The sequence below is a fragment of the Nocardia sp. NPDC058518 genome (assembly GCF_042719655.1).
Lineage (GTDB): Bacteria > Actinomycetota > Actinomycetes > Mycobacteriales > Mycobacteriaceae > Nocardia.
In genome coordinates this window covers 91,876-115,940 of record NZ_JBHXNJ010000007.1, presented here as the reverse complement: position 1 = coordinate 115,940, position 24,065 = coordinate 91,876, and the positions used below count along the sequence as shown (strand labels likewise).

Annotated in this window: 26 protein-coding genes; 15 read left to right on the top strand and 11 right to left on the bottom strand. The window is 67.6% G+C overall.

What is annotated here, in order from left to right:
* Positions 1-48: 48 nt before the first annotated feature.
* The gene (locus ACFWPX_RS15195) at positions 49-1,101 is read right to left on the bottom strand and encodes an NAD(P)-dependent alcohol dehydrogenase (protein ID WP_378927882.1); all 1,053 of its coding nucleotides are present in this window, start codon (positions 1,099-1,101) and stop codon (positions 49-51) included.
* Positions 1,102-1,270: 169 nt separating this feature from the next.
* On the opposite strand from ACFWPX_RS15195, the gene ACFWPX_RS15190 reads away from it, so the two are divergent.
* From ACFWPX_RS15190 to ACFWPX_RS15170, 5 genes are all read left to right on the top strand, one after another.
* Positions 1,271-2,341 carry a S1C family serine protease gene (locus tag ACFWPX_RS15190; RefSeq protein ID WP_378927881.1) on the top strand — a complete coding sequence of 357 codons (1,071 nt, stop codon included), beginning with the start codon at positions 1,271-1,273 and terminating at the stop codon, positions 2,339-2,341.
* 69 nt (positions 2,342-2,410) lie between these two features.
* On the top strand, positions 2,411-3,868 hold the full coding sequence (locus ACFWPX_RS15185) for an alanine/glycine:cation symporter family protein (protein ID WP_378927880.1): 1,458 nt from the start codon (positions 2,411-2,413) through the stop codon (positions 3,866-3,868).
* A 15-nt stretch (positions 3,869-3,883) separates the two neighbouring features.
* On the top strand, positions 3,884-4,729 hold the full coding sequence (locus ACFWPX_RS15180; RefSeq protein WP_378927879.1) for a polyphosphate kinase 2 family protein: 846 nt from the start codon (positions 3,884-3,886) through the stop codon (positions 4,727-4,729).
* Between the two features lie 83 nt (positions 4,730-4,812).
* Positions 4,813-5,574, top strand: a complete 762-nt coding sequence (locus ACFWPX_RS15175) for a DsbA family protein (protein WP_378927878.1) — start codon at positions 4,813-4,815, stop codon at positions 5,572-5,574.
* Positions 5,574-6,137 carry a vitamin K epoxide reductase family protein gene (locus tag ACFWPX_RS15170; protein ID WP_378916660.1) on the top strand — a complete coding sequence of 188 codons (564 nt, stop codon included), beginning with the start codon at positions 5,574-5,576 and terminating at the stop codon, positions 6,135-6,137. Before ACFWPX_RS15175 ends, ACFWPX_RS15170 begins: the two co-directional genes overlap by 1 nt.
* Here ACFWPX_RS15170 and ACFWPX_RS15165 read toward each other — a convergent pair.
* The 4 genes from ACFWPX_RS15165 to ACFWPX_RS15150 all read right to left on the bottom strand — a co-directional run bounded on the left by ACFWPX_RS15165 (position 6,123) and on the right by ACFWPX_RS15150 (position 10,309).
* Positions 6,123-6,767 (bottom strand): methyltransferase domain-containing protein, encoded by a 645-nt coding sequence (locus ACFWPX_RS15165; protein ID WP_378927876.1) that lies wholly within the window; start codon positions 6,765-6,767, stop codon positions 6,123-6,125. The genes ACFWPX_RS15170 and ACFWPX_RS15165 overlap by 15 nt on opposite strands.
* Complete coding sequence (locus ACFWPX_RS15160; protein ID WP_378927875.1) at positions 6,764-8,008, bottom strand: saccharopine dehydrogenase family protein; 1,245 nt, start codon at positions 8,006-8,008, stop codon at positions 6,764-6,766. Before ACFWPX_RS15160 ends, ACFWPX_RS15165 begins: the two co-directional genes overlap by 4 nt.
* 25 nt (positions 8,009-8,033) lie before the next feature.
* Entirely contained in the window at positions 8,034-9,464 is a 1,431-nt protein-coding gene (locus ACFWPX_RS15155; protein WP_378916657.1) for an ABC1 kinase family protein, read from the bottom strand.
* 158 nt (positions 9,465-9,622) lie between these two features.
* Complete coding sequence (locus ACFWPX_RS15150) at positions 9,623-10,309, bottom strand: TetR/AcrR family transcriptional regulator (protein WP_378916655.1); 687 nt, start codon at positions 10,307-10,309, stop codon at positions 9,623-9,625.
* 262 nt (positions 10,310-10,571) lie between these two features.
* Between ACFWPX_RS15150 and ACFWPX_RS15145 the strand changes: the two genes are divergently transcribed.
* The 6 genes from ACFWPX_RS15145 to purU all read left to right on the top strand — a co-directional run bounded on the left by ACFWPX_RS15145 (position 10,572) and on the right by purU (position 15,505).
* The gene (locus ACFWPX_RS15145; protein ID WP_378916326.1) at positions 10,572-11,903 is read left to right on the top strand and encodes a DUF445 domain-containing protein; all 1,332 of its coding nucleotides are present in this window, start codon (positions 10,572-10,574) and stop codon (positions 11,901-11,903) included.
* 91 nt (positions 11,904-11,994) lie between these two features.
* On the top strand, positions 11,995-12,441 hold the full coding sequence (locus ACFWPX_RS15140; RefSeq protein WP_378916325.1) for a helix-turn-helix domain-containing protein: 447 nt from the start codon (positions 11,995-11,997) through the stop codon (positions 12,439-12,441).
* Positions 12,441-13,094: a heparin-binding hemagglutinin gene (locus ACFWPX_RS15135; RefSeq protein ID WP_378916322.1), complete on the top strand. Its 654-nt coding sequence runs from the start codon at positions 12,441-12,443 to the stop codon at positions 13,092-13,094. The genes ACFWPX_RS15140 and ACFWPX_RS15135 overlap by 1 nt, the downstream gene beginning before the upstream one ends.
* 81 nt (positions 13,095-13,175) lie before the next feature.
* The gene (locus tag ACFWPX_RS15130) at positions 13,176-13,466 is read left to right on the top strand and encodes a DUF2516 family protein (protein WP_378916653.1); all 291 of its coding nucleotides are present in this window, start codon (positions 13,176-13,178) and stop codon (positions 13,464-13,466) included.
* A gap of 75 nt (positions 13,467-13,541) precedes the next feature.
* Positions 13,542-14,594, top strand: a complete 1,053-nt coding sequence (locus ACFWPX_RS15125) for an alpha/beta fold hydrolase (protein ID WP_378916320.1) — start codon at positions 13,542-13,544, stop codon at positions 14,592-14,594.
* Positions 14,595-14,614: 20 nt separating this feature from the next.
* Positions 14,615-15,505, top strand: coding sequence for a formyltetrahydrofolate deformylase (gene purU / locus ACFWPX_RS15120; RefSeq protein WP_378927874.1), 891 nt, complete (start codon positions 14,615-14,617; stop codon positions 15,503-15,505).
* A gap of 1 nt (position 15,506) precedes the next feature.
* On the opposite strand, the gene ACFWPX_RS15115 is transcribed toward purU, so the two are convergent.
* Positions 15,507-16,034, bottom strand: a complete 528-nt coding sequence (locus tag ACFWPX_RS15115) for a GNAT family N-acetyltransferase (protein ID WP_378916316.1) — start codon at positions 16,032-16,034, stop codon at positions 15,507-15,509.
* Positions 16,035-16,151: 117 nt separating this feature from the next.
* Between ACFWPX_RS15115 and deoC the strand changes: the two genes are divergently transcribed.
* Positions 16,152-16,817: a deoxyribose-phosphate aldolase gene (gene deoC, locus ACFWPX_RS15110; RefSeq protein WP_378927873.1), complete on the top strand. Its 666-nt coding sequence runs from the start codon at positions 16,152-16,154 to the stop codon at positions 16,815-16,817.
* A gap of 4 nt (positions 16,818-16,821) precedes the next feature.
* Here the strand turns inward: deoC and ACFWPX_RS15105 are convergent, their stop codons facing one another.
* Positions 16,822-17,556 (bottom strand): DUF2993 domain-containing protein, encoded by a 735-nt coding sequence (locus ACFWPX_RS15105; protein WP_378927872.1) that lies wholly within the window; start codon positions 17,554-17,556, stop codon positions 16,822-16,824.
* Between the two features lie 105 nt (positions 17,557-17,661).
* On the opposite strand from ACFWPX_RS15105, the gene ACFWPX_RS15100 reads away from it, so the two are divergent.
* Positions 17,662-18,270, top strand: coding sequence for a hypothetical protein (locus ACFWPX_RS15100; RefSeq protein WP_378916308.1), 609 nt, complete (start codon positions 17,662-17,664; stop codon positions 18,268-18,270).
* On the opposite strand, the gene ACFWPX_RS15095 is transcribed toward ACFWPX_RS15100, so the two are convergent.
* The 3 genes from ACFWPX_RS15095 to ACFWPX_RS15085 all read right to left on the bottom strand — a co-directional run bounded on the left by ACFWPX_RS15095 (position 18,256) and on the right by ACFWPX_RS15085 (position 20,784).
* Positions 18,256-19,047 (bottom strand): class I SAM-dependent methyltransferase, encoded by a 792-nt coding sequence (locus tag ACFWPX_RS15095; protein WP_378927871.1) that lies wholly within the window; start codon positions 19,045-19,047, stop codon positions 18,256-18,258. The two genes, ACFWPX_RS15100 and ACFWPX_RS15095, sit on opposite strands and share 15 nt — an antisense overlap.
* A gap of 8 nt (positions 19,048-19,055) precedes the next feature.
* The gene (locus ACFWPX_RS15090; RefSeq protein WP_378916302.1) at positions 19,056-19,583 is read right to left on the bottom strand and encodes a DUF2505 domain-containing protein; all 528 of its coding nucleotides are present in this window, start codon (positions 19,581-19,583) and stop codon (positions 19,056-19,058) included.
* A gap of 64 nt (positions 19,584-19,647) precedes the next feature.
* Complete coding sequence (locus ACFWPX_RS15085) at positions 19,648-20,784, bottom strand: UDP-N-acetylmuramate dehydrogenase (RefSeq protein ID WP_378927870.1); 1,137 nt, start codon at positions 20,782-20,784, stop codon at positions 19,648-19,650.
* Between ACFWPX_RS15085 and ACFWPX_RS15080 the strand changes: the two genes are divergently transcribed.
* Both ACFWPX_RS15080 and ACFWPX_RS15075 read left to right on the top strand, forming a co-directional pair.
* Entirely contained in the window at positions 20,783-21,271 is a 489-nt protein-coding gene (locus ACFWPX_RS15080; RefSeq protein WP_378913160.1) for a DUF2505 domain-containing protein, read from the top strand. The genes ACFWPX_RS15085 and ACFWPX_RS15080 overlap by 2 nt on opposite strands.
* A gap of 106 nt (positions 21,272-21,377) precedes the next feature.
* On the top strand, positions 21,378-22,568 hold the full coding sequence (locus ACFWPX_RS15075; RefSeq protein ID WP_378927996.1) for an Ig-like domain-containing protein: 1,191 nt from the start codon (positions 21,378-21,380) through the stop codon (positions 22,566-22,568).
* A 60-nt stretch (positions 22,569-22,628) separates the two neighbouring features.
* On the opposite strand, the gene ACFWPX_RS15070 is transcribed toward ACFWPX_RS15075, so the two are convergent.
* Entirely contained in the window at positions 22,629-24,062 is a 1,434-nt protein-coding gene (locus ACFWPX_RS15070) for a DHA2 family efflux MFS transporter permease subunit (protein ID WP_378927869.1), read from the bottom strand.
* Positions 24,063-24,065 lie beyond the last annotated feature (3 nt).

Below are 24,065 nucleotides of genomic sequence, written 5' to 3'. Positions count from 1 at the left end.
GACGAGCGTCGACAGCCCGTCGGCGCGCGTGCCGCCGACCCGCCTCGACTACACCGTGGCGGTGTCGATCACGAACCGGTACTGGACATCGCTGGCGACCACGCGGTCGTACGCGGAGTCGATCTCATCGGCGGAGATCAGTTCGATCTCCGCGCCGATCCCGTGCGAAGCGCAGAAGTTCAGCATCTCCTGGGTCTGCGCGACGCCACCGATCATCGAACCGGCCAGTGACCGGCGGAAGCCGGCGAGGTGGCGCCCGGTGACGCTCATCGGGTGCTCCGGGAGGCCGAGGATGACGAGCGTGCCGTCGAGGGCGAGCAAGCGCAGGTAGCTGTCGATGGGCAGGTCGGCTGACACCGTGTTGATGATCAGGTCGAACTGACCGCGCAGCTGACGGAAGGTTTCCTTCTCGCTGGTGGCGTAGTAGTGGTCGGCTCCCATGCGCAGGCCGTCGTCGCGCTTGCGCAGCGACTGGCTCAGCACCGTGACCTCCGCGCCGAGCGCCGCGGCGATCTTCACCCCGACGTGCCCGAGCCCGCCCATCCCGATGATCGCGACCTTCTTGCCAGGTCCCGCGTTCCAGTGCTTGAGCGGCGAGTACAGCGTGATGCCCGCGCACAGCAGCGGCGCGGCGACATCGAGGCCGATACCTTCGGGAATCGCGACGACGAAGCTCTCGTCGACCACGATCTGGGTGGAGTAGCCGCCCATCGTGTACCCGCCAGGCTGCGCGGTTTCGGGAACGGGCGAGTTGTAGGTCCAGGTGGGGCCGTTGGTGCAGTACTGCTCCTCACCCGCCAGACACGGCACGCACTTACCGCACGAGTTCACCAGGCAGCCGACGCCGACCCGGTCGCCGACCTGGTACTTGCGCACCGACGAGCCGACCGCGGCGACGATGCCCGCGATCTCGTGACCGGGCACGCACGGATACTGCGCGCCACCCCACTCGTCCCGCGCGGTGTGGATATCGGAGTGGCAGATACCGGCGTACTTGATGTCGATCAGGACATCGTCGGGACCGACTTCGCGACGTTCGATCGTGACCTTTTCGAAGGCCCCGTCGGGGGAGGGCTTGGCGTAGGCGGCAGCGGTGCTCATGGCTACATGCCTACAGCCGCATGCGTGCTTTGCCAAGTAGACCGCACCGACGGCGGTGTCTCGGGCCCGATCGAGCATGTCGAGCCTCGTACCGCGTCCTTATCGAGACCGGCGGACGCGGAAAACGGGTCACAATGGACTGGTCGGCTCGCGAGAGAGGACATGTGCTGTGAAGCGTGTCGGACGAGTGCTGGTGACAATGCTGGTGGCGCTGCTCGGGGTCAGCGCGTTTCTCGGGTATCGCGGGGAGTTCACCCTGGTCGAGCCGGAATTCGTGGCGCAAGCGCAGGCTCCGGTACTGGTGCCGCTCGACCCCGTGCTGGTCGCCGGGCAGGTGGAATCGGCACTGGTCAATATCGACGTCGACGCGGCCGGTTTCGGCATCGGGGCGGCCGGGTCGGGGATCGTGCTCACCTCCGACGGGCAGATCCTGACCAGCCATCACGTGATCAAGGGGGCCGAGGCGCTGAGCGTCACCGATATCGCCAACGGACTGGTCTACGACGCGACCGTGCTCGGCTACGACTCCGGCGCCGACATCGCGCTGTTGTCGTTGGGCGGGGCCGCGGGGCTGCCGACCGCGCGGCTCGGCACCTCCGCCGACCTGCGGATCAGCCAGGATGTGCTGGCCATCGGCGACGCGGGCGGCGACGGCGGCCGGCCCACTTCCGTCGCCGGTCCGATCACCGATCTGGACGCGACGATCGTGGCCATGAACTCCGCCGACCTGACCCGCAAGGCACTGAACGGGATGGTGGAGATCGCCGCGCCGGTGATGGGCGGACAGTCCGGCGGTGCGCTGGCCGACGCGTCGGGAGCGGTGGTCGGAGTGATCACGGCGGCGTCGGGCGAGGCCGCCAGGGCCGAGGGCAAACCGGCCAACGGCTATGCGGTCCCCATCGATACCGCCATGCGGATCGTGGCGCAGATCCGTTCGGGAACGCCCACCGAAACCGTCCATATCGGCCCGACCGCGACCCTCGGCGTGCAGGTGATCGATGCCAGACCGGCAGGCGCCCAGGTGAGCTGGGCCTTCTACGGCCAGCCCGCGCGCGAGGCGGGGATCAACATCGGGGATGTGATCACCGCGGTCGACGGCGTCTCGATCACCACCGCGAAGGCTCTCAGCGCGGCCATCAACGTCCGCAAGCCCGCCGATCCGGTCCGGCTCGAAGTCACCTCGCCGGACGGCGCGACCCGAATCGTCGAAGTGGCGCTGGCTCAGGGAACACCCAACTAGCCACACGGGCGAACGACATCGGTCGCAGCCTGACCGGTCATGGCGGGCGGCGGCGGTAGCGTTCGCCGGATGGACACCCTGAACTCGGTGATCGTCGATGTCAACGATGTGTTCTGGAACTGGCTGCTGATTCCGCTGGTCATCGCGGCCGGGGTGTACTTCACCGTGCGCAGTGGGGTGGTGCAGGTGCGGATGCTGCCGGAGATGTTCCGGGTGGTGGCCGAGAAGGGGCCGACGGCGGCGGACGGGAAGAAGGCGGTGTCGGCGTTCGGGGCGTTCAGTATTTCGGCGGCGGCGCGGGTGGGAACCGGGAATATCGCCGGGGTCGCGACCGCGATCAGCGTCGGCGGGCCGGGGGCGGTGTTCTGGATGTGGGCGATGGCCACGATCGGGGCCGCGTCGGCGTTCGTGGAATCGACCCTTGCCCAGCTCTACAAGCGCCGGGAGGCGGAGCCGGGGACTTTTCGCGGCGGCCCGGCCTATTACATGGAGTACGGGTTGCGTCGTCGATGGCAGGGTTTGGCCTTCGCGGTGATCATCACGGTGACCTTCGGGTTCGTGTTCAACGCGGTGCAGTCCAACACCATCGTGGCGACCGGGCGGGCGTCGCTGTCGGCGCTGGACGGTGACTGGTTCGCCCCGGTGGTCGGGCTGTGCCTGATCACGCTGCTCGGCGTGGTGATCTTCGGTGGGGTGCGCCGGATCAGCCACATCACCGAGGTGCTGGTTCCGGTGATGGCGATCGTGTATCTGCTGCTCGGCATCGCCGTGGTGGCGCTCAACCTCACCGATCTGCCGCGGGTGCTCGCCGATATCGTCGGCGGGGCGTTCGGGCTGCGCGAGGTGGTCGGCGGCGGGATCGGTACCGCGCTCGCGCAAGGTATCCGGCGCGGCATGTTCTCCAATGAGGCCGGGCTCGGCTCCTCGCCCAATGCCGCTGCGGCAGCCGATGTCTCGCACCCGGTGAAGCAGGGTTTGGTCCAGTCGCTCGGTGTCTACTTCGATACCCTGCTGATCTGCTCGATCACCGCGTTCATCATTCTCACCACCGACCCCGACCTGTCCGAGCGGCGCACCGCCGACCTCACCCAGAGCGCGCTGCAGGCGTCGCTGGGCGCCTGGGCCGGGCACGTGCTCACCGCGGTAGTGTTCCTGCTCGCGTTCAGCTCGATGATCGGCAACTTCTACTACGGTCGCGCCAATATCGAATTCATCACCAGCCGTCCACAGGTGCTCACCGCGTTCCGAATCCTGGTGCTGGTGGCCGTCTTCGGTGGGGCGCTCGGCTCGGTGAGCCTGATCTGGAACCTGGCCGATGTGTTCATGGGCGTGATGGCACTGGTCAACCTGGCCGCGATCATCCCGCTCGGCGCCATCGCGTTCCGCCTGCTCGCCGACTATCGCGCCCAGCGCGGCGCGGGCGAGGATCCCGTGTACGTGCACAGCGCCGATATCGCCGATCCGGTGGGCGTGCAGTGCTGGCAGGCAACGATTGCGTCGAGCTTGCCCGGTAAACCCACTCACTAGTGGTAGGCATGGGAAATGGCGAAACACTGGACCGAACAGGCTGATATCGCACTACGCGCCGACGGTCAGCGCGTCGCCGATCTCGACACCTCGAGCACACCGGGTTTCACCGGCGACAAGCGTCTGGGCAAGGAACTGCTCGCCGAACGAGCGACGGTGCTGTCGGTCTTGCAGGAGAAGCTGTTCGCGCACGGTCGCACCGGTGGGCAGCACAGCGTGCTGCTGATCTTGCAGGGCATGGATACCGCGGGTAAGGGCGGCATCGTGCGCCACGTCATCGGTTCGGTCGACCCGCAGGGCGTCGACCACGCGTCCTTCGGCGTGCCGACCGAGCTCGAGAAGCAGCACGACTTCCTGTGGCGCATCCGCAACAAGCTGCCCGCGCACGGTCAGATCGGCGTCTTCGACCGCTCCCACTACGAGGACGTGCTGGTGGTGCGGGTGCACGATCTCGTGCCGCAGTCGGAGTGGGAGCAGCGCTACGACCAGATCAACGCCTTCGAGAAAGAGGTCACCGACGCGGGCACCACCATCGTGAAGGTCGCCATGTTCGTCTCCCTCGACGAACAGAAGAAGCGGCTGCGCGAACGTCTGGAGCGGCCCGACAAATACTGGAAATTCAACCCCTCCGATATCACCGAACGCGCCTACTGGCCCGAATATCAGAAGGCCTACCAGGCTGTTCTCGAACGCACCAACACCGATTACGCGCCATGGCACGTGCTGCCCTCGGACCACAAGTGGTACGCGCGCCTCGCGGTCACCGAGTTGCTGATCGCCGCGCTGGCCAGGCTGGAACTCGATTGGCCGCCCGCCGACTTCGATATCGCCGAGCAGTTGAAACGACTCGACGAGTCCTGAGTACGAGCTTTGCGGAAACTCTCAGGTTCGGCCCGCATGATGTTCCCGGTGGGGAGCCAACGAGCGAAAGGCGTGTGACGACGGTGAGCACGGGCAAGAGGCCCTCGGGCAAGAATCCGCTGGCGGCGGCCGAGGCGGCCGACAAGAAGCGCAAGATCGCGATCCAGGTCGGTGTCGCGGCGGTACTGGTCGCGCTGGTGGCGGCCATCGGCATCGGTATCGCGGTGAACAAGTCCGATTCCGACAAGGAGTCGACGACCATTTCGGCGGCGCAGGTGCCCGCGACGGGCGGGGCGATCACCGAGACCGGCACGGTCGTGATCGGCAATCCCGACGCCAAGGTCAAGGTTCGCGTGGTCGCCGACCTGCAGTGCCCGGCCTGCAAGCAGTTCGAGGCCGCCAACGGGCAGGCGCTGGCCAAGGCCGCCGCCGACGGTACCGCCGCCGTGGAGTACCAGATCATCTCCTTCCTCGACAAGGCCTCGACCAACCAGTACTCCTCGCGCGCGGCCAACGCGTCGTTCTGCGTGGCGAAGTCCGATACGACCAAGTACCAGAGCTGGTTGCAGACCATGTTCGAAAAGCAGCCCGCCGAGGGCGGCGCGGGCCTGAGCAACGACGAGCTCATCGAGATCGCCACCGGCGCCGGGTACACCGATCCGGCCGTGGCGACCTGCATCAACGACAAGCCGTACAACGACTACATCCAGCAGGTCACCCAGACCACGCTGCAGAGTGGTGTGAAATCGACGCCGTCGGTGTACATCAACGGTCAGCTGAACCAGTCCGACGCGATCTTCACCGAGAACGGCCTGGCCTCCGTGATCGCTGACGCGGCCAAGTGATCACCGCCCCCGCCCGCTCGGCCTGGCTGCTGTTGATCGCCGGGCTGGCGGGCTGGCTGGCGTCGGTCACGCTCACCGTCGAACGGTTCAAGCTGTTCGTCGACCCGGACTACGTCACCTCGTGCAGCATCAACTCGGTGCTGTCGTGCGGGTCGATCATGAAGACCGACCAGGCCGCGGTCTTCGGTTTCCCCAACCCGCTGATCGGCGTCGTCGGGTTCTCGGTGGTGGTGACCCTCGGCGTCCTGTCGGTGGTCGGCGTCGGGTTCCCGCGCTGGATCTGGGGCGGGCTGTGGCTCGGAACTGTCCTCGGTGTCGCCGGGTTGTGCTGGCTGATCTTCCAGAGCCTGTACCGGATCAACGCGCTGTGCCCGTACTGCATGGTGGTGTGGGTGGCGGTGCCGGTGCTGTTCGCGGTGATCACCCAGGAGTTGTGGGGTCGCTCGCGTGGGGCGATGGGGATCCTCGCTGAATGGCGCTGGACCCTGGTGGTGGTGTTCTACGCGGTGGTGCTGCTGCTGGTGTTCCTGAAGTTCCAGGACTATTGGCTAAGCCTGGTCTGAAAAGGGCTTGGTGGCATCCACGTATTGCATGAAACGGTGGACGCGCTGGTCGATTTCGGTCAGGCCCGCCCGGGCGAACAGCTTCGGGAAGATGTCGCGGTCGAACAGGCGCAGGCCGCCCAGGCTCGCGGCCAGGCTGCTCGCCGAGCCGAAGAGATTGTCCTCGGCGTAGCTGGTGCTGATCGCGATGCGGCCGCCGGGGGCGAGGACGCGGATCATCTCGCGGGTAGCGACCAGCGGGTCGGGGATCAGGTACAGGGCGCCGAAACAGCAGACGGCGTCGAAGGTTCCGTCGGCGAACGGCAGCGTGCGGGCGTCGCCGCGGACGTAGCCGACCCGCGGGCTCGCGTTGTCGGCGGCGGCCTTGGCCAGCATCGGCGCCGAGTAGTCCAGACCCGTGACGAAGCCGCCCTTGCTCAGGTACTCGCTGAGATAGCGGGTGAAATTTCCTGGGCCGCACGCCAGATCGAGCACCTTCATGGGGCCGCTCAGGCGCAGGGCACCGACCGCGTCGCGGCGGTCGGTGCCGGTGGTGCGGCCGCTGGCGAGGTAGAACAGCGTGGGTCGCCACGCGTGCTCGTACACCGCCGCCAGCGCCGGGGCGTTCATGGTCTTGCGAGCTAGATTCACTGCCGTGCGACCTCGATGGTCATGCCCGCCTCGCGCAGCCGCGCGGTGAGTGCCTCGCCCATCGCGGAAGCGGGGGTGAGCACGCCCGCGCGCTCGGGCAGGGTATCGAAGGCCAAGCTCAGGCCGCTCTGGCCGAGCAGCACGGCGGTGGCCTGGTAGCCGGGGTCGCCGGTGCCGGAGAAGGTGGCCTGGTACTTGGCGCCCGAGCTGGTGCGGGCGAAGGTCTTCATGGTGAACCAGCCACTGAGGCGGGCCTTTTCGCTGGGGCCGGTACCCGGCTTGGGCAGGATCCGGTCGAGCAGCTTGCGGCCGAGCGAAACGCGCGAAAGGACCGCGCCCGAGGCCATGCCGGCGACGATGCCACCCGCGATACCCGCCGCGACCAGTGGTGCGGCGGCCGAGGTGCCCGCGTTCATCACCTCGCGGTAGCGGAACTGCTTGCCGTAGGCCCAGCCGAGCAGTCCGTTGGTGCGGCGCACGACCTTGGTGTTGTGCGAGGCCATCACGAACGTGGTGACCCAGCCGTCCAGGCTGGCGTCGATGCTGTCGGCACGAGCCAGCGCCTGATCGGACTGGCGGCCGACATCGGGTTCCATGCTGCGGTCCGGGCTCAGCGAATACGGGTGCGCCAGGATCTTGCCGCGCGCGGAATCGGCCGCGATGTCTTCCATCATGGCGCGCCCGGAATCGATGGTGCCGCCGCTCATGCCGCCCTTGAGATAGGCCACCAGGGTGGTGTCCTCCAGCTCGCCGGTGTCGTCGGCGATCGTGGCGCGGTAGATCTCGTACACGCTCAGATCCGACGGAATCGAGTCGTAGCCACAGGAGTTCACGATCTTGGCGCCCGAGTCGACCGCAGTCTGTTCGTACTTCTCGATGGCGTCGTGGATGAACAGCGGCTCGCCGGTGAGGTCTGCGTAGTGGGTGCCCGCCGCGGCGCACGCGCCGAGCAGCGGCATGCCGTAGCGCAGGTACGGGCCGACCGTGGTGACCACGACCTTGGTGCGCTCGGCCATCGCCGCGAGCGATGCCGGGTCGCTGGAATCGGCGACGACGAGTTCCCAATTCGCGGCCACCGGGCCCAGCTCGGCGCGGGTGGCGGCGAGCTTGTCCGCCGAGCGGCCTGCCAGGGCGATCTTGGCGCCGGCCGGGGCCGCGGTGGTCAGGTATTCGGCGGTGAGTTTGCCGACGAAACCCGTTGCGCCGAACAGGATCAGGTCGAACTCACGGTGCTGCGGCATTGCGCGCCTTTCGAGAAGATGATGATCAGGGCTTGGTGGCTGCTGCGCTCGCCTTGCGGGCGCGGGTCTTCTTCACCGGTTTAGGTGGGTGGGTGCTGAGCCAATCGCGATGGGCCAGACCGAGTTCGGTCACCGGCGGATCGCCGTAGAGCCATTCCCTGGCGACCAGATGCCAGTTGTTGGTGCTGTCGAGCTGGCCGAGCATGCCGAAGGTGAGGAAGTCGGCGCGGCGCGAGAACAGGTGTTCCGGCGGCAGATTCTGCTGCTTCATGCCGGTGAACTCGCTGGCCCTCGGGTCGACGGCGAGCAGGAACGCGCCGCTGGCCAGTTCGGGGGTGATGGTGAGTTCCTCGTCGACCAGACACCATTCGGAGGCGGCGAGCACATATTCGAGGCATTCCTCGGCGCCGATCTCCTCGGGCGAATCGATCACGCCGCGATCGATCATCAACTGCCGCAGATCCTCGGCGCGATCCTCGGCGGCCGCGCGCAGGCACTCGATCTCGAATCCGACCAGCTTGGGGTCCATGCGGTTGAACAGCCCGAAGTCGAGGAAGGCGACCCGGCCGTCACGCGCGAGCAGCACATTGCCCGGATGCGGGTCGCCACAGAACTCGTTGAAGCTGAACAGCGAGCCGACATAGAACCGGTAGATGATCTCGCCGACCCGATCGCGAAGCGCAGCGGGCATTTTCCGGATCTCGTCGAAGCCGTCGCCGTCGATGAACTCGCTGACCAGCACGCGGGTGGTCGACAGCTCGGGCACCGAGGCGGGCACCACGATGAACGGGTGCTCGCGATACAGATGCGCGATCTCGGACTGCGTGGCGGCTTCGGCCCGGTAGTCGAGCTCGCTCTCCATATTGAGTTTCAGCTCGTCGAGCACCGCCGGGGTGATCCACGGCATCGCCGAGGCCAGCACCCGGCGAAACATGGTGAGGTTCTTCAGATCCGCGCGGACGGCGGCGTCGACCCCGGGGTACTGGACCTTCACCGCGACAGCGCGGCCGTCGTGCAGGGTGGCCCGGTACACCTGGCCGATCGAGGCGGCGGCGATCGGCTCAGGATCGAATTCGGCGAAGATCTCCGCCAGCGGAGCACCGAAATCCTGCTCGATCACCGTGCGCATCGACTCGAACGACACCGTCGGTGCCGCATTGCGCAGCACGGCGAGGCGCTGCTGGAACCGCTCGCGATGGTTCTCGGGCACCAGATCCAGATCGAGCACCGACATCATCTGACCCAGTTTCATGGCGACGCCCTTCATGGTGCCCAGCACCATGACCACCTGTTCGGTGGTGCGGATCATCGACTCCTCCGCCATCCGCGCGCGCACCGCCTCCGAGCGGCCACGCATCGATAGCCTGGTCTTCTTCGAGCGGATGACCGAACCCGCCGCGACTGCCCCCAGTTTCGTCCCGCGGGCAAGCCGGGAAGTCGGCACGTTCTTCGCCATCGAGGTACCTCCGTTGGTGCCGACGTGCGCGGCGGCGTAGACGCGCAGCGTCACACGACCACCGGCGGTGACGCAAGCCACAGCGCCCCGCTCGGTTCAGCGTAGCCAACCGCGCGGAGTTGTCGAGCCCGGCTCCCTCGAACGCGCGAAAACGCTGGTCAGGGTTCCTGCTGCGGCATCTCGGGCAGGGGATGTGGCTGCGCGGTGAAGATCTCGGGCGAGCCGCCTGCCCTGGCGATGCCCTCGATCGCGCTCCAGGCCATCATCGTGAGGTAGTCGATGACGTCCTGGCGTGGCATGGCCTTGTCGGTGGTGGTCCACCAGTGCGTGGCCAGCTGGATGCCGCCGACCAGCACATACGACCACAGCAGCGCGCCGTCGGTACGCATGCCCTTGCTGCCCGCGCGGTCGACCAGCACCGTGGTGACCACCTCGGCGAACAGCCGCTCGAACTCCGCGAGCGAGGACTTGTCGCCCGCGGAATTGCTCATGATGAACCGGTAGACCTCGGGGTCGTCGTCGACGGTGCCGACGTATTCGGTCATCGCGGCGCGCACCAGTTGGTATTCGTCGGCGTCGAGACTGATCGCGCCGTACACCCGGGGCAGCAGGGTGGTTTCGATGAAGCGCTGCATGGTGGCGTGGACCAGGTCGTTCTTGTCCGCGAAGTAGCGGTACAGCACGGTCTTGGACACGCCGATCTCGGTGGCGATCTCGTCCATGCCCGCCTGGCTGCCCCGCGCGCGGATGGCGTTGAGGGTGCCGTCGACCAGTTCCTCGCGACGGTCGATCTTGTGCTGGCGCCACCGACGTTTGCGGCCGTCGGCTTGGCCGCCGCCGCGCACACTGGCTCGGCTCGACTGCTCGCCGATCTCGACAAGGTCTTCGGTGGACAGAACAGCCCCCTTGTGATCGATGTTGGCGTCTCTAGCCAACAGCTTAGGCGCGCCGGTGTGGGGTGGCGCTCCTTTGGCCCACGTTGCGGCATTTACCACACTCCGGTGCTTACGCGCGCGTACGACAAACCGCGCGGTTCGCCGTGTCGTGGGAGACGCCACGCGGGGTTGACGGCGGCGCACTCGCCGCGCGCACAGCAGAATGGGGGCTATGGAGAAATCTCCCGGCAACACGGCGGTTCTCACGCCGCGCACCGAGCCCGCCGCACAGCCCGCCGGCTTCGCGGTGATGACCGACGAGGCGGGCAAAAAACGTGACCTGTTCAAGATGAAGGCGCTGGCGACCAGTTTCCTGGTGGTGGCCAGCGTGATCTACCTGCTGTGCCGCTGGCTCGAATCGCGTGGCGGCGGCGGCGAGTGGGTGGGCTATGTCCGCGCGGCCTCGGAGGCGGGCATGGTCGGCGCACTGGCCGACTGGTTCGCGGTCACCGCGCTGTTCAAACACCCGCTGGGTCTGCCGATCCCGCACACCGCGATCATCCGCAAGAAGAAAGACCAGCTCGGCGAGAGTCTCGGCGCCTTCGTCGGCACCAACTTCCTCGCTCCCGACGTGGTCTCGGCCCGCTTGGACTCGGCGCAGATCTCGCTGCGCGTGGGTCGGTGGATGGCCGATCCGGCCCACGCGGCCAGGGTGGCGCAGGAGAGCGCGACGATCCTGACCGCGGTGGTGAACACCCTGCGCGACGAGGACGTCGAGCAGATCATCGACAACACCATCGTCAAGCGGATCGCCGAACCGCTGTGGGGGCCGCCGCTGGGCCGGGTGCTCTCGGAGATGATCGCCGACAACCGGCAGCGGCCGCTGATCGATCTGCTGGCTGAGCGCGCGCATCAGTGGGCGCTGGGCTCACAGGAGACGATCGACCGGATCGTGGTGCGCGATGCGCCGCAATGGGCGCCGAAATTCGTCAATACTTTGCTTTCCGAACGAATTTATCGGGAGCTCGTGGAGTTCACCTGGAAGGTGCGCTCCGATCCCGATCATGAATTGCGCCGGGCCGCCGATCGCTTTCTGCAGGATTTCGCCGAGGACCTGCAACACGACGACGCGATGATCGCCAAGGCGGAGAAGGTCAAGGCCGAGATCATGGGCCGCGAGCAGATCACCGGAATGGCCGAGGCGACCTGGCGGGCGGCGAAGCGGTTGATCTTGGAGTCGGCCGACGATCCCGATTCCACCCTTCGGCGCAAGGTGGCCGAAAATGTGCAGCAGCTCGGCGAGCGCCTGCGTGACGACCCGGCGATGCGTGGCAAGGTGGACGGGTGGATCGATCGCGGTGCTCGCTATCTGGTCGGTAACTACTCCGCGGAGATCACGACATTGGTGACCGACACGGTCGCGCGCTGGGACGCCGACGAGGCGAGCAGGAAGATCGAATTGCAGGTCGGTCGGGATCTGCAATTCATCAGGATCAACGGCACGGTCGTCGGCTCGCTCGCCGGCCTGGCCATCTACACGATCTCGCAGCTGCTGTTCCACTGAGTGATGGTTAGCCGACCGAGTGCTAACTGTAGTGCTTGCAATAGTTAGCACCCTGTTCTAGTATTGGCCTTACAACGCCAGAAGGTGAGCGATGACAGACCAACCCGAGAGTCGTGTAGCGCACGCGGCTCAAGATATCGGAGGTTTCATCAGGGCACAGCGCGAAGGTGCGCAGGTGTCCCTGCGTCAGCTCGCCGCTCTGGCGGGGGTAAGTAATCCGTACCTGAGCCAAATCGAACGCGGATTACGTAATCCCTCCGCCGAAGTACTCGCGCAGATCGCCAAGGCACTGCGGGTTTCCTCGGAGGTGTTGTATGTGCGGGCAGGATTTCTGGAACAGCGTCCGCACAGCCCGGTCCGCGACGCCCTGCTCGCCGACACTTCGGTGTCCGAGCGGCAGAAACAGGTGTTGCTGGAAATCTATGAGTCGTTTCGCCGGGAAAACGGGGAAGAAGCCGGCTCAGGGGGGATCGAACGAGACAGTGACGTTTCGTTCACGACAACTGACACTCCGCCACACCAGGAGAATGAAGACTGATGACCGAGAAGACCGCCACTGTGACCAAGCCGCTGTTCGCCACCGTCGGCGCCGGTGATGCCATCTACGCCGCCGTGAACGACGTCGTCGCCGACGTCCGTGGCCGCGTTGGCGCCACCGATGCCAAGGCCCGCGTCGAAGAGGCCCGCGAGCGCATCGCGAACGTGCCCGCCGACGTGCAGGCCCAGTTCGACACCCTGCGCGACCGCATCTCCGGCCTGCCCTCGGAGCTGCCGGAGGATCTCGCCGAGCTGCGTGAGAAGTTCACCCCCGAAGAGCTGCGCAAGCTGGCCGAGCAGTACTACCGCCAGGCGCTCGACATCTACGCCGATCTCGCCGTTCGCGGTGAGGAGACCGTCGACCGGCTGCGTGCCAACCAGGCCGTCGACGAGCAGATCGGCCGCGTCGAGACCCTGTACAAGGATGCCTCCGCTCGCGCCGAGGACGCCCTGACCAAGGTCAACGACCTGCTGGGCCGCGGCAAGGCCGAGGTCGAGGCTGTGGCCGACGAGGTCGAGGCTGTTGTCGAGGCCGAGGTCGTCGCCGTCACCACCGAGGAGCCCGCTCCGGCCAAGGCTCCCGTCGCCAAGAAGGCTCCGGCTGCCAAGAAGGCCGCTCCGGCTGCCAAGAAGGTCGCGCCGAAGAAGGTCTAAGCCTTCCGCGCATCACCGCTGACAGTGGCCCCGTACACCGTGTGTGTACGGGGCCGCTGTTCGTATGATGGGGATGTGAACATGGTGAATGGGATGACCTCGCTGATTCTGCTGGTCCTGTGGATCGGCGCCCTCGGCGCGACGGTGTTCGCGCTCATTCACGCTGTGCGCCAGCGTTCGGATGCGTTCACCGCCGTCGACAAGATGACCAAGCCGATCTGGCTGGCCATTCTCGGCGGTGCGCTGGTGTTTCTGCTGATCGGCATCGGTGGGCTGGGGTTGCTGTCGTTCATCGCGATCATCGCGACCGGTGTGTACCTGGCCGACGTGCGCCCGAAGGTCGACGAGGTGCAGCGCGGCCCGCGCTGGTAACAGCCCCCCGGAGGGCTCGCGGGTGAGTGGTACACGGTGTTACTGTATCTATCAGTAACACAAAGGAGTGTGCTGATGCGCGCAAAGTTGCCGACGGCTCTGGTGAACCTGGTCGATCAGGCGTCCACCGTGGTCAAGACCACCCTCGCGGCCCACCGGGCCGACCTGCGGACCCGGTCGCACGGGATCGCGGCCTTCGATCCGCCGCGGATGCCGCACGACGTGATCCCGGTGATCACGGCTGACGGTGCCCGGTTGCGGGTGCACGCCTACGGCCCGGTCGACGCGCCCGTGATCGTGTTCGCCCACGGCTGGACCTGCTCCCTCGAATACTGGAACGCCCAGATCAACGCCTTCGCCGGCGAGTACCGCGTGGTCGCCTACGACCAGCGCGGCCACGGCGAGAGCACCAACGGATACGCCCGCCCGAGCACGGATCTGCTCGCCGACGACCTGTGTGACGTGCTCGACGCCGTCCTGCTGCCGGGTCAGCGCGCGGTACTGGCCGGACACAGCATGGGCGGGATGACGCTCATCGCCTGGGCGGGCCGTTACCCCGAGCGCGTCGCCGAACAGGCCGCCGCGGTGATCCTCACCAATACCGGCGCGCACTCGCTGGTCGAGGTGTCGACCATGGTCCCCGGCCTGAACAAGCCGCTGCGGCTGCTGCGTGGGCGCGCGATGCCGACGCCGGACTGGCTCGGAAAGCTGATCCTCGGCACCCCGGTGGTCTTCCCGCCGATCAAGCCGGTGCGCTGGATCTTCGCGCGTCAGGTGATGACCCTCGACACCTCGCGCGAGAAGCTGGACTACGCGCTGTCGGTGGTGCGTGGCTGTCCGATGATGACGCGTTCGCGCTACGGGAACCTGCTCGCCGCGCTGCACCTGGGCGATGACGCGAAGAACTTCTCGGTGCCGACCACCGTGCTCGCCGGCGACCGCGACGACATGACACCGGCGATTCACGCCGAGCGTCTGGCCGCGCTGCTGCGGGAAGCGGGCACGCTCGCCGAGTTCAAGGTGCTGCCGACCGGGCACCTCGGCAACGTCGAACGCTATGACCTGTTCAATGCCGAAGTGGCCGAGGTACTCGCCGCAGTCCGTGAGCCCGTGCGCGCCTCGGCCTGACAGCCTGCGAGAATCGGCGGATGAGTTCTACCGCTGTGACCTCGGACGACCGTCGGTTCGTGCTGACCCTCGGGTGCCCGGACCGGCCGGGCGTCATCGCCCGGATCTCCTCGTTCATCGCCGAATTCGGCGGCTCGATCGTGGAGGCCGGGTACCACTCCGACGGTGACATCGGCTGGTTCTTCACCCGGCAGGCCGTGCAGGCCTCGACGGTGCCGTTCTCGATCGACGAGCTGCGGGAGCGCTTCGCCGAGGTGGCCGCCGAGTTCGGGCCCGAGACCGACTGGCAGCTACACGATTCCGGGGCGCCGCGGCGGGTGGTGCTGCTGGTCAGCAAGGACGGGCACTGCCTGCACGACCTGCTGGGCCGCGCGCAGGCCGGTGAGCTGCCCGCGACCATCGAGGCCGTGATCGGCAATCATCCCGATCTCGCGGGCATGACCGAGGCGCACGGGGTGAAGTTCCACTACGTGCCGTTCCCGAAGGACCCGGCCGAGCGCGGTCCGGCCTTCGAGCAGGTGCGCGAACTCGTCGACTCCCACGATCCCCAGGCGGTGGTGCTCGCCCGCTTCATGCAGGTGCTCCCGGCCCAGCTGTGCGAGTACTGGGCGGGGCGCGCGATCAATATCCACCACAGCTTCCTGCCCTCGTTCGTCGGCGCGCGGCCCTATCACCAGGCCTACGCGCGCGGGGTGAAGCTGATCGGGGCGACCTGCCACTACGTCACCGCCGAGCTGGACGCGGGGCCCATCATCGAGCAGGACGTGATCCGGGTCGATCACGCCGATGATGTGCGCGACATGGTGCGCCAAGGACGTGACATCGAGCGGGTCGTGCTCGCGCGCGGGCTGCGCTGGCATCTCGAAGGCAGGGTGCTCGTGCACGGTCGGCGCACGGTCGTCTTCGAATGATCTACAGGTCGTAGAACGGTGCGGGATAACGGAATTCGCCGGTGACGGCGGAGTCGTAGGCCGTGAGCGGGCGCACCTGGAAGTACGGCGCCCATTCGGCTACGTCGGGCACGACGCCGAGACGCGGGCCTGGGACGAAGCCGAAACGGGCGTAGTAGTCGGGTTCACCGACCAGGCCGACGACCGATTCGTCGAGGGCGTCGGCGGCACCGAGGGCGGCGTGGACCAGCGCCGAGCCGACGCCGGACTTCTGATGCTCCGGGTCGACGCCGAGCGGGCCGAGCGCGAGCACCGGGAACGGGCCGATACCGGCTCTGGTGAGACAGATGTGCCCCACGACGGTGTCGTATTCGAGCGCGACCAGCGACAGGGTCGGCATCCACGACTCGTCGGTGCGTAGCGTCTCGACGAGGGCAGGTTCGGGTGGTTCGGTGACGGCCGGATCGTCCGCGTAGTGCGGGGCGAAGGCGGCTCGGTGGATCGCGGCGATCGCCGCGGCGTCCGCTGGGGTCTCGCGACGGATCAGCACAGGCATAAGTCTCCCGGATTTGGGTAGATGAGCGCAATGATGTGCGGCGCTCGATGTCGGCGGAAACGTCGTCGCCCTCGCTGCCGGACGCCGCTGCGGGTGTGCGATGCTCGGCGAATGACTTCCGCGCCGCTGACCCGGGCCGCCGTGGCCGACATGATCGACCACACCCTGCTCGCCCCGGAAGCCACCCCGGCCGAGGTCGACGCGCTGATCGCCCAGGCGCGCAAGCTCGGGGTGTACGCGATCTGCCTCTCGCCCTCGATGCTGCCGGTGCGCGCGCCGGGGCTGGTGGTGGCTACCGTCGCGGGCTTCCCGTCCGGCAAACACCACTCGCTGGTGAAGGGTGCCGAGGCGCGGCTGGCCGTGGAGCAGGGCGCCGCCGAGGTCGACATGGTGATCGACGTGGGCGCCGCGCTGGCCGGTGATTTCAATGCCGTGCTCGCCGACATCATCACCGTGCGCGAGGCGACCATGGATCGGGCCGTGCTCAAGGTGATCATCGAATCGGCCGCACTCACCGATGCGGCGATCGTCGGCGCGTGCCGGGCGGCCGAGCAGGCCGGTGCCGATTTCGTGAAGACCTCCACCGGTTTTCATCCGGCGGGCGGTGCGAGCGTGCACGCGGTGCGGTTGATGGCCGAGACCGTCGGCGGGCGGCTCGGGGTGAAGGCCAGTGGTGGGATCCGCACCGCCGAGGACGCCGCCGCGATGATCGAGGCCGGTGCCACCCGGCTCGGGCTGTCGAAATCCGCCGTGGTGCTCGACGGATTTCCCGAGTAGGCGATCAGCAGGTGAACTCGGTCTGCTGACCGGAGGGCTCGGCATCCAGTGAGGTCTTGCCGCCGGAAAGGTGCACTGTCACACCGTCATCGGTGACCTTCACCTCCTGGGCGCGCAGGCCGAGCGGGTAGCTCTGCAAGCTCTCGGTGAAGGTTTCGACGATGCCCTGCACGAGGGCGGTGGGCAGGCCGATGCCCAGCAGCTGCGCCGACTTCGTTTCCACCGTGACGTTGCCGTTGTGGACCAGCGGTTGCACCTCGAGCTGGGCGAGGCCGCCGAGCACATCGAGGGTCAGCACGCCGGTGCTCGCCGAGGAGCTCACGCCGCTGACCATGGTGCCCAGCGTCTCGCGGATGCCGTCGTTGTTCCAGGTCACGTCGGCGGTCGAGCTCTCGATGGTGCCGCCGCCGCGACCGCGGTCGACGAGTTCGATGTCGTTGAATTTCGCGTGCACCACCATCCCGACAGCGGGGCCGAACTTGTTGTCCTCGCTGTCGACGGTGACCGAGCCGACCTTGCCGTCCACATAGGACAGCAGGATCGGTCGCAGGCCGAAGCCCACGTCGATGCCAGAGCCCATCTGCTGCTCGAACGCACTGCTGATGCAGCGTGAGACCTTGTGCCGGGCATAGGCTTCGGTGCCGCCGATGGCCGCGACGAGAAGGACGGCGACCACGGCCAACGCGATCACCAGCGGGCGGCGACCGATCCTGGGGCGTGGGGGCTTTTGCGTGGTCATGGCATCGGATTCTTCCCGAACTTTCTGTGTCTGTTCTGAGGACGTGGTGAAAGCCTTCACAGCAAAATGTGACGTGGCGCACTGAACCCGGCGTAACCTTGGCTCATGACTGGCGAGGGCGCGCGCCGGGTGGCGGGGACAGCGGATCATCGGTGGCGGGTGCTGCGGCGCCTCGCCGGGCGGCACGCGGGCTTTTTCACCACGCGTCAGGTATTGCGAACCGGCTGCGAATCGCAGGTCAGGGCGGCCTTGGGGGACGGGTCGGTGACCAGGGCCGGGGTCGGGATGATGCGGCTGGGGCAGTGGCGGGTGGGTCCGCTGGACGAGTACGCGATGTGGGCGGCGTGGTTCGACGGTGCCGCGGCGGTGTCGTATCAGAGCGCGGCGGAACTGCACGGGCTCGGCAGGTTGCAGCCGCGGTTTCTGCATCTGTCGGTGTCGGCGGGGCGCCCGCCCGTCACGCCGCGGTTGGTACTGACCCGGCGCAAGCTCTGCGCGGCGGATGTGGAGTCGGCCGGGCCGTTTCTGGTGACGACGCCGGTGCGGACGGTCCTCGATCTGGCCGAGACCGAGATCTCGCAGTCGGCGCTGGACGAGGTGGTGGCCGACGCGGTGGCCATCCACCGGTGCGATACCGACGAGATCTGGTGGGGCGGGCAGCAATTGGCGCCGCGCGCGTCGGCGCGGGTACGGCGGGCGTTAAGCCGGGTCTGACGGGGCGACTATGTCCCAGGGGACCGACAGCACGCAGTCGCGCATTCGTCGGTGATAGGGCCGCAGCGGGAAACCGTTGGCGCGCAACAGCCGCGCTGCTTCGCGCCAGCGGATGCGGGGGCCGTACGGCGCCATGGCCGCGCAACGCTCCCAGGCTTGATCGGCCGCGATGAGCAGGGCGTGGATACGTTCACCGGGAACATTGCGGTGGATCAACACCTTCGGCAGGCGCTCGGCGATGTCGGAGGGTCGGTCCACGGTGAAGGGATCCCAGGCCAGGGTCAGGGAGAGAGGGCGGTGGCGGTCGAGGAGCACCCAGGCGCAGCGGCGGCCGAGTTCGTCGCAGGTGCCGTCGACGAGGAGGCCGTCGGGGGCCAGATTGGACTGGATCCGGGACCACGCGTCGGGGACCGCGTCCTCGGGGTATTGGCGCAGGACGTTGAACGCGCGGACCAAGGTAGGTCGCAGGCCCGCCAGCTCGAAGCCGCCACGGGCGAAGCGAACACCGTCGCGGGGTTCGACGACGCGGGCCGGGTCGATTTCGAGACCGACCACCTCGAGGTCGGGACGAACTGTCCGCAAGCGGGCGGCCAGCTCGAAGGTGGTCCACGGGGCGGCGCCGTAGCCGAGGTCGACTACCAAGGGGGTGGCGGATTCACGCAGGGTCTTGCTGACGAGTTCGTCGTTGACGAGCCAGCGATCGCTGCGACGCAGACGGTTGACGCCGGTGGTGCCGCGGGTGATGGTGCCGACCGGAGGGAGGGCCTTGCGGCTCACCGGAGGTGTCAGACCGACTTGTCGGCGGTCTGACTGTCCAGGTATCGCAGGGTTTCTTCCTGCTCGGCGCGGAACAGGTCCACCAGGTTCACCAGCATCAGCTGCTCCAGGCGCGGGCCGACCATGGGGATGAAGACCTTGGCGGTGGGGGAGAAGCGCATGGTGGCGCCGGTTTCGGTGGGGAACAGGCGGATGGTGCCGGTGAGGCTGCCGGGGCCCGCGGGGATCGAGGCGGAGAACTTGCCCTCGGTCTCGTCGTGGTCGAAGGGGCCCCAGCTCTCCTTGCGGGTGATCACCATGTCTTTGCGCATGACGGTCTGGGCGATCTCGGGGAGCATCTCGCGGGGCAGGGTGTGGTGCAGGACCACCTCGATGCTGTCATCGGTGACGTCGAGACTGACCACTTCGTTGTTGGGGGCGTACTTGCGCATTTCGGCTACGCGGGCTTCCCAGTAGTCCCTGCTCTGGAGGGCTGCGTACAGCTCTTCGGTGGTGTGCAGGGGATAGCGAGCCGAGTAGTCCAGTCTGCGTGCCATGGCAGAACACGTTACGTGGTTGAGGTGCGGGCGGAGGTAAGAGGTGGGTTGTCTGTGCTCGGTCCTATAAATCGATGCCGACCGTTACGGGTTCCGGTTCCAGCGTCACGCCGAATCGATCCAGGACGCCCGCGCGGACCGTGCGGGCCAGGGCGACGATGTCGGATGCGGTCGCGGTGCCGCGGTTGGTGAGGGCCAGGGTGTGCTTGGTCGACAGGCGCGCGGCGGCGGCTTCGCCGGGGAAGCCCTTCGCGAAACCGGCTCGTTCGATGAGCCAGCCCGCCGAGAGCTTGGTGCCATCGGGCGCGGGATAGGTGGGCACCTTGACGTCGTCGCCGACGTGCGCGGCGATCGCGGCCAGTACCCGCGGCAACTGCTCCTCGGTGACGACCGGGTTGGTGAAGAAAGAGCCGGCACTCCAGGTGTCGTGATCGGCGGGGTCCAGGACCATGCCCTTGCCCGCGCGCAGGCTGAGCACTTGCGCGCGCACCTGCTCGACCGGCCTGGTCTCGCCGTCGCCCGCGCCGAGCGCCTTCGCCAGTTCGCCGTAGCGCACCGGCGCGCTCATCCCGCTCGGATCCAACGCGAATTCGACGTCGAGGACCACGGCGTCATCGCTGTGCTTGAGCACACTGGTCCGGTAGCCGAAGCCGAGTTCGGCGGGCTCGGCCCAGCGCACGTCCCCGGTCTTGCGATCGAGCAGGCGCACCCGGCGCAACAGCGACGCGACCTCTACCCCGTAGGCGCCGACGTTCTGCACCGGCGTCGCACCGGCCGAACCCGGAATACCGGACAGGCACTCCAGCCCGCCCAACCCGGCCGCGACGGTCGCCGCGACGACCGCGTCCCAGTTCGCGCCCGCCTCGGCCACCACGCCGTCGGTCCCCAGCTCGACACCGGTCGTGTCGATCCGGACCGCCACGCCGTCGAAGCCCGCGTCGTCGATGAGCAGATTCGACCCGCCCGCCACCAGCAGGACCGCGATACCGGCCGCATCCAGGGCCTTCACCGTGGCCACCAGCGCCTCGGTGGTCGCGCATTCGGCGAGCAGCGCGGGCCCGCCGACCCGCAGGGTCGTCAATTCGGACAAACGCACCGAATCGCGGACCGTCGCGCCGGTATCGGCAAGCAGGTCACGCAGCTGATCGGAGGACACCACCCGTGTTGTACGCACGTCCGCAGACGGTACCGTGTCGAGCATGGCTACACCTCTGGCGTTCACTGCCGGCTATACGCATTCCGTCGATGCGGTGCGCGCGGCGTACTCCGACGAGCAGTACTGGAAGGCCCGGATCGCCGAGGTCGGCGGCCCAGGGGCCCGGCTCGACGCCTTCGCCGTCGACGGCGACCAGATCCGTGTCCAGATGGTGCAGTCCATCCCCGCCGATCAGCTCCCGCCCGCCATCACCGCCGTGCGTCCCGGTGACCTGGTCATTCCGCGCACCGAGACCTACACCGGCACCGGCGGCATCTTCGAAGCCCACGTGGACGGCGCCCCCGCGGTGGTTCGCGGCACGGTCACCATGGCTCCCGACGACGGCACCGGCTCCACCACCGCCATCAACGGCACCATCGAGGTGAAGATCCCGCTCTTCGGCGGCAAGATCGAAGCCGCCATCTCGGAGCGCCTGATCGAACTCCTCGGCAACGAGGCCACCTTCACCGAGGAATGGCTCAACCGGTCGTAGCTGTTGGCGGTGAGACCGCGCTCACGGGGTGCGGGTCGGTAGCTCGGCGTACATTCGATGCGTGAGCAAACATTCGGTAACCGGTCTGTTGCGCGCGCGGCGGGATTTGTCGGCGCAGGGGCGTGAAAGAGGCGTTCGGGGCGGGCGGGCCGTGGTTGCGGTGATCTTGCTGGCAGCGCTCGTTGTGCTGACCGGGTGCACGATCGACCGGCCGGGCACGGACGCCGAGGCGGCGGAATCGGTCGCGCAGGTCACCATCGCGCCCGCTCCGGGAGCCACCGATGTCGATCCGGTCGCGCCGGTCTCGGTGACGGTCGCCCATGGCACGATCGACCAGATCGCCCTCACCAATGCGGGCGGCAAGCAGATCACCGGTCAGCTCAGTCCCGACCGCACGACCTACAAGGTCTCCGAACCGCTCGGCTACGGCGCGTCCTACACCTGGGCCGGTACGGCCATCGGCGCCGACGCGAAACCGATCCCGATCGACGGCACGTTCACCACGATCAGTCCGCAGTCGACCATCCCGGCCACGATCAATATCGGCGACGGCCAGGAGGTCGGGATCGGAGCGCCGATCATCCTGAAGTTCGCAGGGCCGGTCACGAACAAGGCGGCCGTGGAGAAGGCGCTCACCGTCACCACCGACCAGAGCACCGAAGGATCCTGGGCCTGGCTGCCCGACGACGGTGGCTCGCGGGTGCACTGGCGTCCGAAGAACTACTGGACCCCCGGCACCACCGTGCACGTCGCCGCGAAGCTCTACGGCGTCGACCTCGGCGGCGGTGCGTACGGCGACTCCGATGTCACCTCCGACTTCACCATCGGCCGCAGCCAGATCGTCATCGCGAATGCTCCCAGTCACCGCATGCAGGTCGTGCGTGACGGCGCCACGATCTTCGACTTCGCGGTGTCCTACGGCGAAGGCAACGAGCCGCGCAATGTCACCCGCTCGGGCGTGCACATCGTCACCGAGAAGTACGAGGACTTCATGATGTCGAATCCGCCGTACTACACCAACGTTCGCGAACGGTGGGCCGTCCGTATCTCCAACAACGGCGAATTCATCCACGCCAACCCCGAATCCCTCTCTGCGCAGGGTTCCTCGAACGTCACCAACGGCTGCATCAACCTCTCACCCGGCGATGCCCAGGCCTACTTCCCGACCGCCCTCTACGGCGATCCGGTGGAGGTGACCGGAACCTCGATCGAGTTGTCCCAGGCCGACGGCGACATCTACGACTGGGCCGTCGATTGGCAGACGTGGAAGTCCATGTCCGCCTTGCCCGCCGAATAGCCCGCCGATGCCGTCGTGCCGCGGTCGTTCGACTGCCACGGCACGACGGCTCGGCCCGCCCTAGCGGCGGGGCAGCAGCAGCGCCGGGACGAGTGCCAGCGCGATCATGACGGGCGCGATCAGGTAGGTGTGCTGGAACGCGTCGGCCAGGGCGGGGGCGAGTTCGGCCCGCTGGTCCGCCGTCATGGCGTGCAGCGCCTGGAGTCCACCGGCCACCGGGAGCAGTGCGCCCAGTGTCACCGAGGCCACCGCGGTGCCGATCGCCATCGAGGTGGTGCTGATCATGTTCAGCACCGTCGACCCGGCAGGCTGCTGCTCGCGGCTCAGTGGCCGGGTCGCCGTGGTCATCACCGGCATCATGGTTCCGCCGCCACCGGCTCCCATCAGCACCATCGTGAGGCAGAGCGCCCAGTACGGCGCGTCCGCGTCGAGTTGGATCACGAACAGCACGAACCCGGTGAGCGCTACCGTGATCGACGCGGGCAGATAGCGGCCGGGCGGAATCCGATCGATCAATCTGCCCGCCACCTGCATCGTCGCACCCGACGCCAGGGCGAACGGTATCCCCAGAGCGCCCGCCACCAGCGCCGACTCACCGCGCACGATCTGGAAGTACAACGGCAGCAACAACATCGACCCGAAATAGCCGCCCGCGAATACCGCCAGCAGTACCGCGGAGGTGCCGGTCGTCCGGTTGCCGAGCACGCGCAGATCGAGCAGCGGCACCGAGGTGGTCAGCGAACGGCGCACGAACGCGGCGATCAGACCGGCTCCCACCAGCAGCGGCACCAGTACCGCGGGTGTGGCGAACCCGGCGCTCTCACCCGCGGCGGTGACGCCGTAGATCACCAGCGCCAAGCCGGGCGACATCAGCAGCAGCCCACGCACATCGAGCGCGCGTGGCGGTTCCGGCGTGTCATCGGGTACCACCCGGGCGGCCAGCACCAGCACCAGCGCGCCGAGCGGCAGATTGATGAAGAACATCCACCGCCACGACACCTCGTCGATCAGGTAGCCACCGATCACCGGGCCGAGCAGCGGGCCGACCAGAATGGCCAACCCGAGCGTGCTCATCAACTGCCCCAGTCGATCCGGCCCGGCCGCGCGCAGCAGGATCGTCATGGCGACCGGCATCAACAGCCCGCCGCTCGCACCCTGAATCAATCGAAAAGCGATGAGCGACTCGATATTCCACGACAGGCCGGCCAGCACCGAACCAGCCACGAACGCGCTGATCGCGGTCAGATACAGGCGCTTGGCGCCGAACCGGCCGACCAGCCATGCCGAGGTCGGCACCACCGCGCCCAGGGCCAGCGAGTAGCCGGTGGCGACCCACTGGATCGTGCTCAGGCCCGCGTGGAACTCCATCGACAGTTTGTTGATGGCCACGTTGACGATGGTCTGATCGAGGGTCGCCATGACCATGCCGACCACGAGGACCAGGGCCACGCGCATCGGGTTTCGGGTGGTGACCGGCGCGGCGGTAGTGATCATCGC

Excerpts from the sequence above, each read along its gene's own strand:
- ACFWPX_RS15185 (WP_378927880.1), top strand. The coding sequence starts at position 2,411 with ATGGACACCCTGAACTCGGTGATCGTCGATGTCAACGATGTGTTCTGG.
- ACFWPX_RS15180 (WP_378927879.1), top strand. The coding sequence starts at position 3,884 with ATGGCGAAACACTGGACCGAACAGGCTGATATCGCACTACGCGCCGAC.
- ACFWPX_RS15125 (WP_378916320.1), top strand. The coding sequence starts at position 13,542 with ATGCGCGCAAAGTTGCCGACGGCTCTGGTGAACCTGGTCGATCAGGCG.
- purU (WP_378927874.1), top strand. The coding sequence starts at position 14,615 with ATGAGTTCTACCGCTGTGACCTCGGACGACCGTCGGTTCGTGCTGACC.
- ACFWPX_RS15195 (WP_378927882.1), bottom strand. The coding sequence starts at position 1,101 with ATGAGCACCGCTGCCGCCTACGCCAAGCCCTCCCCCGACGGGGCCTTC.
- ACFWPX_RS15090 (WP_378916302.1), bottom strand. The coding sequence starts at position 19,583 with ATGGCACGCAGACTGGACTACTCGGCTCGCTATCCCCTGCACACCACC.
- ACFWPX_RS15105 (WP_378927872.1), bottom strand. The coding sequence starts at position 17,556 with ATGACCACGCAAAAGCCCCCACGCCCCAGGATCGGTCGCCGCCCGCTG.
- ACFWPX_RS15085 (WP_378927870.1), bottom strand. The coding sequence starts at position 20,784 with ATGCTCGACACGGTACCGTCTGCGGACGTGCGTACAACACGGGTGGTG.
- ACFWPX_RS15080 (WP_378913160.1), top strand. The coding sequence starts at position 20,783 with ATGGCTACACCTCTGGCGTTCACTGCCGGCTATACGCATTCCGTCGAT.
- ACFWPX_RS15135 (WP_378916322.1), top strand. The coding sequence starts at position 12,441 with ATGACCGAGAAGACCGCCACTGTGACCAAGCCGCTGTTCGCCACCGTC.
- ACFWPX_RS15130 (WP_378916653.1), top strand. The coding sequence starts at position 13,176 with ATGGTGAATGGGATGACCTCGCTGATTCTGCTGGTCCTGTGGATCGGC.
- ACFWPX_RS15070 (WP_378927869.1), bottom strand. The coding sequence starts at position 24,062 with ATGATCACTACCGCCGCGCCGGTCACCACCCGAAACCCGATGCGCGTG.
- ACFWPX_RS15140 (WP_378916325.1), top strand. The coding sequence starts at position 11,995 with ATGACAGACCAACCCGAGAGTCGTGTAGCGCACGCGGCTCAAGATATC.
- ACFWPX_RS15145 (WP_378916326.1), top strand. The coding sequence starts at position 10,572 with ATGGAGAAATCTCCCGGCAACACGGCGGTTCTCACGCCGCGCACCGAG.
- ACFWPX_RS15100 (WP_378916308.1), top strand. The coding sequence starts at position 17,662 with ATGACTGGCGAGGGCGCGCGCCGGGTGGCGGGGACAGCGGATCATCGG.
- ACFWPX_RS15160 (WP_378927875.1), bottom strand. The coding sequence starts at position 8,008 with ATGCCGCAGCACCGTGAGTTCGACCTGATCCTGTTCGGCGCAACGGGT.
- deoC (WP_378927873.1), top strand. The coding sequence starts at position 16,152 with ATGACTTCCGCGCCGCTGACCCGGGCCGCCGTGGCCGACATGATCGAC.
- ACFWPX_RS15155 (WP_378916657.1), bottom strand. The coding sequence starts at position 9,464 with ATGGCGAAGAACGTGCCGACTTCCCGGCTTGCCCGCGGGACGAAACTG.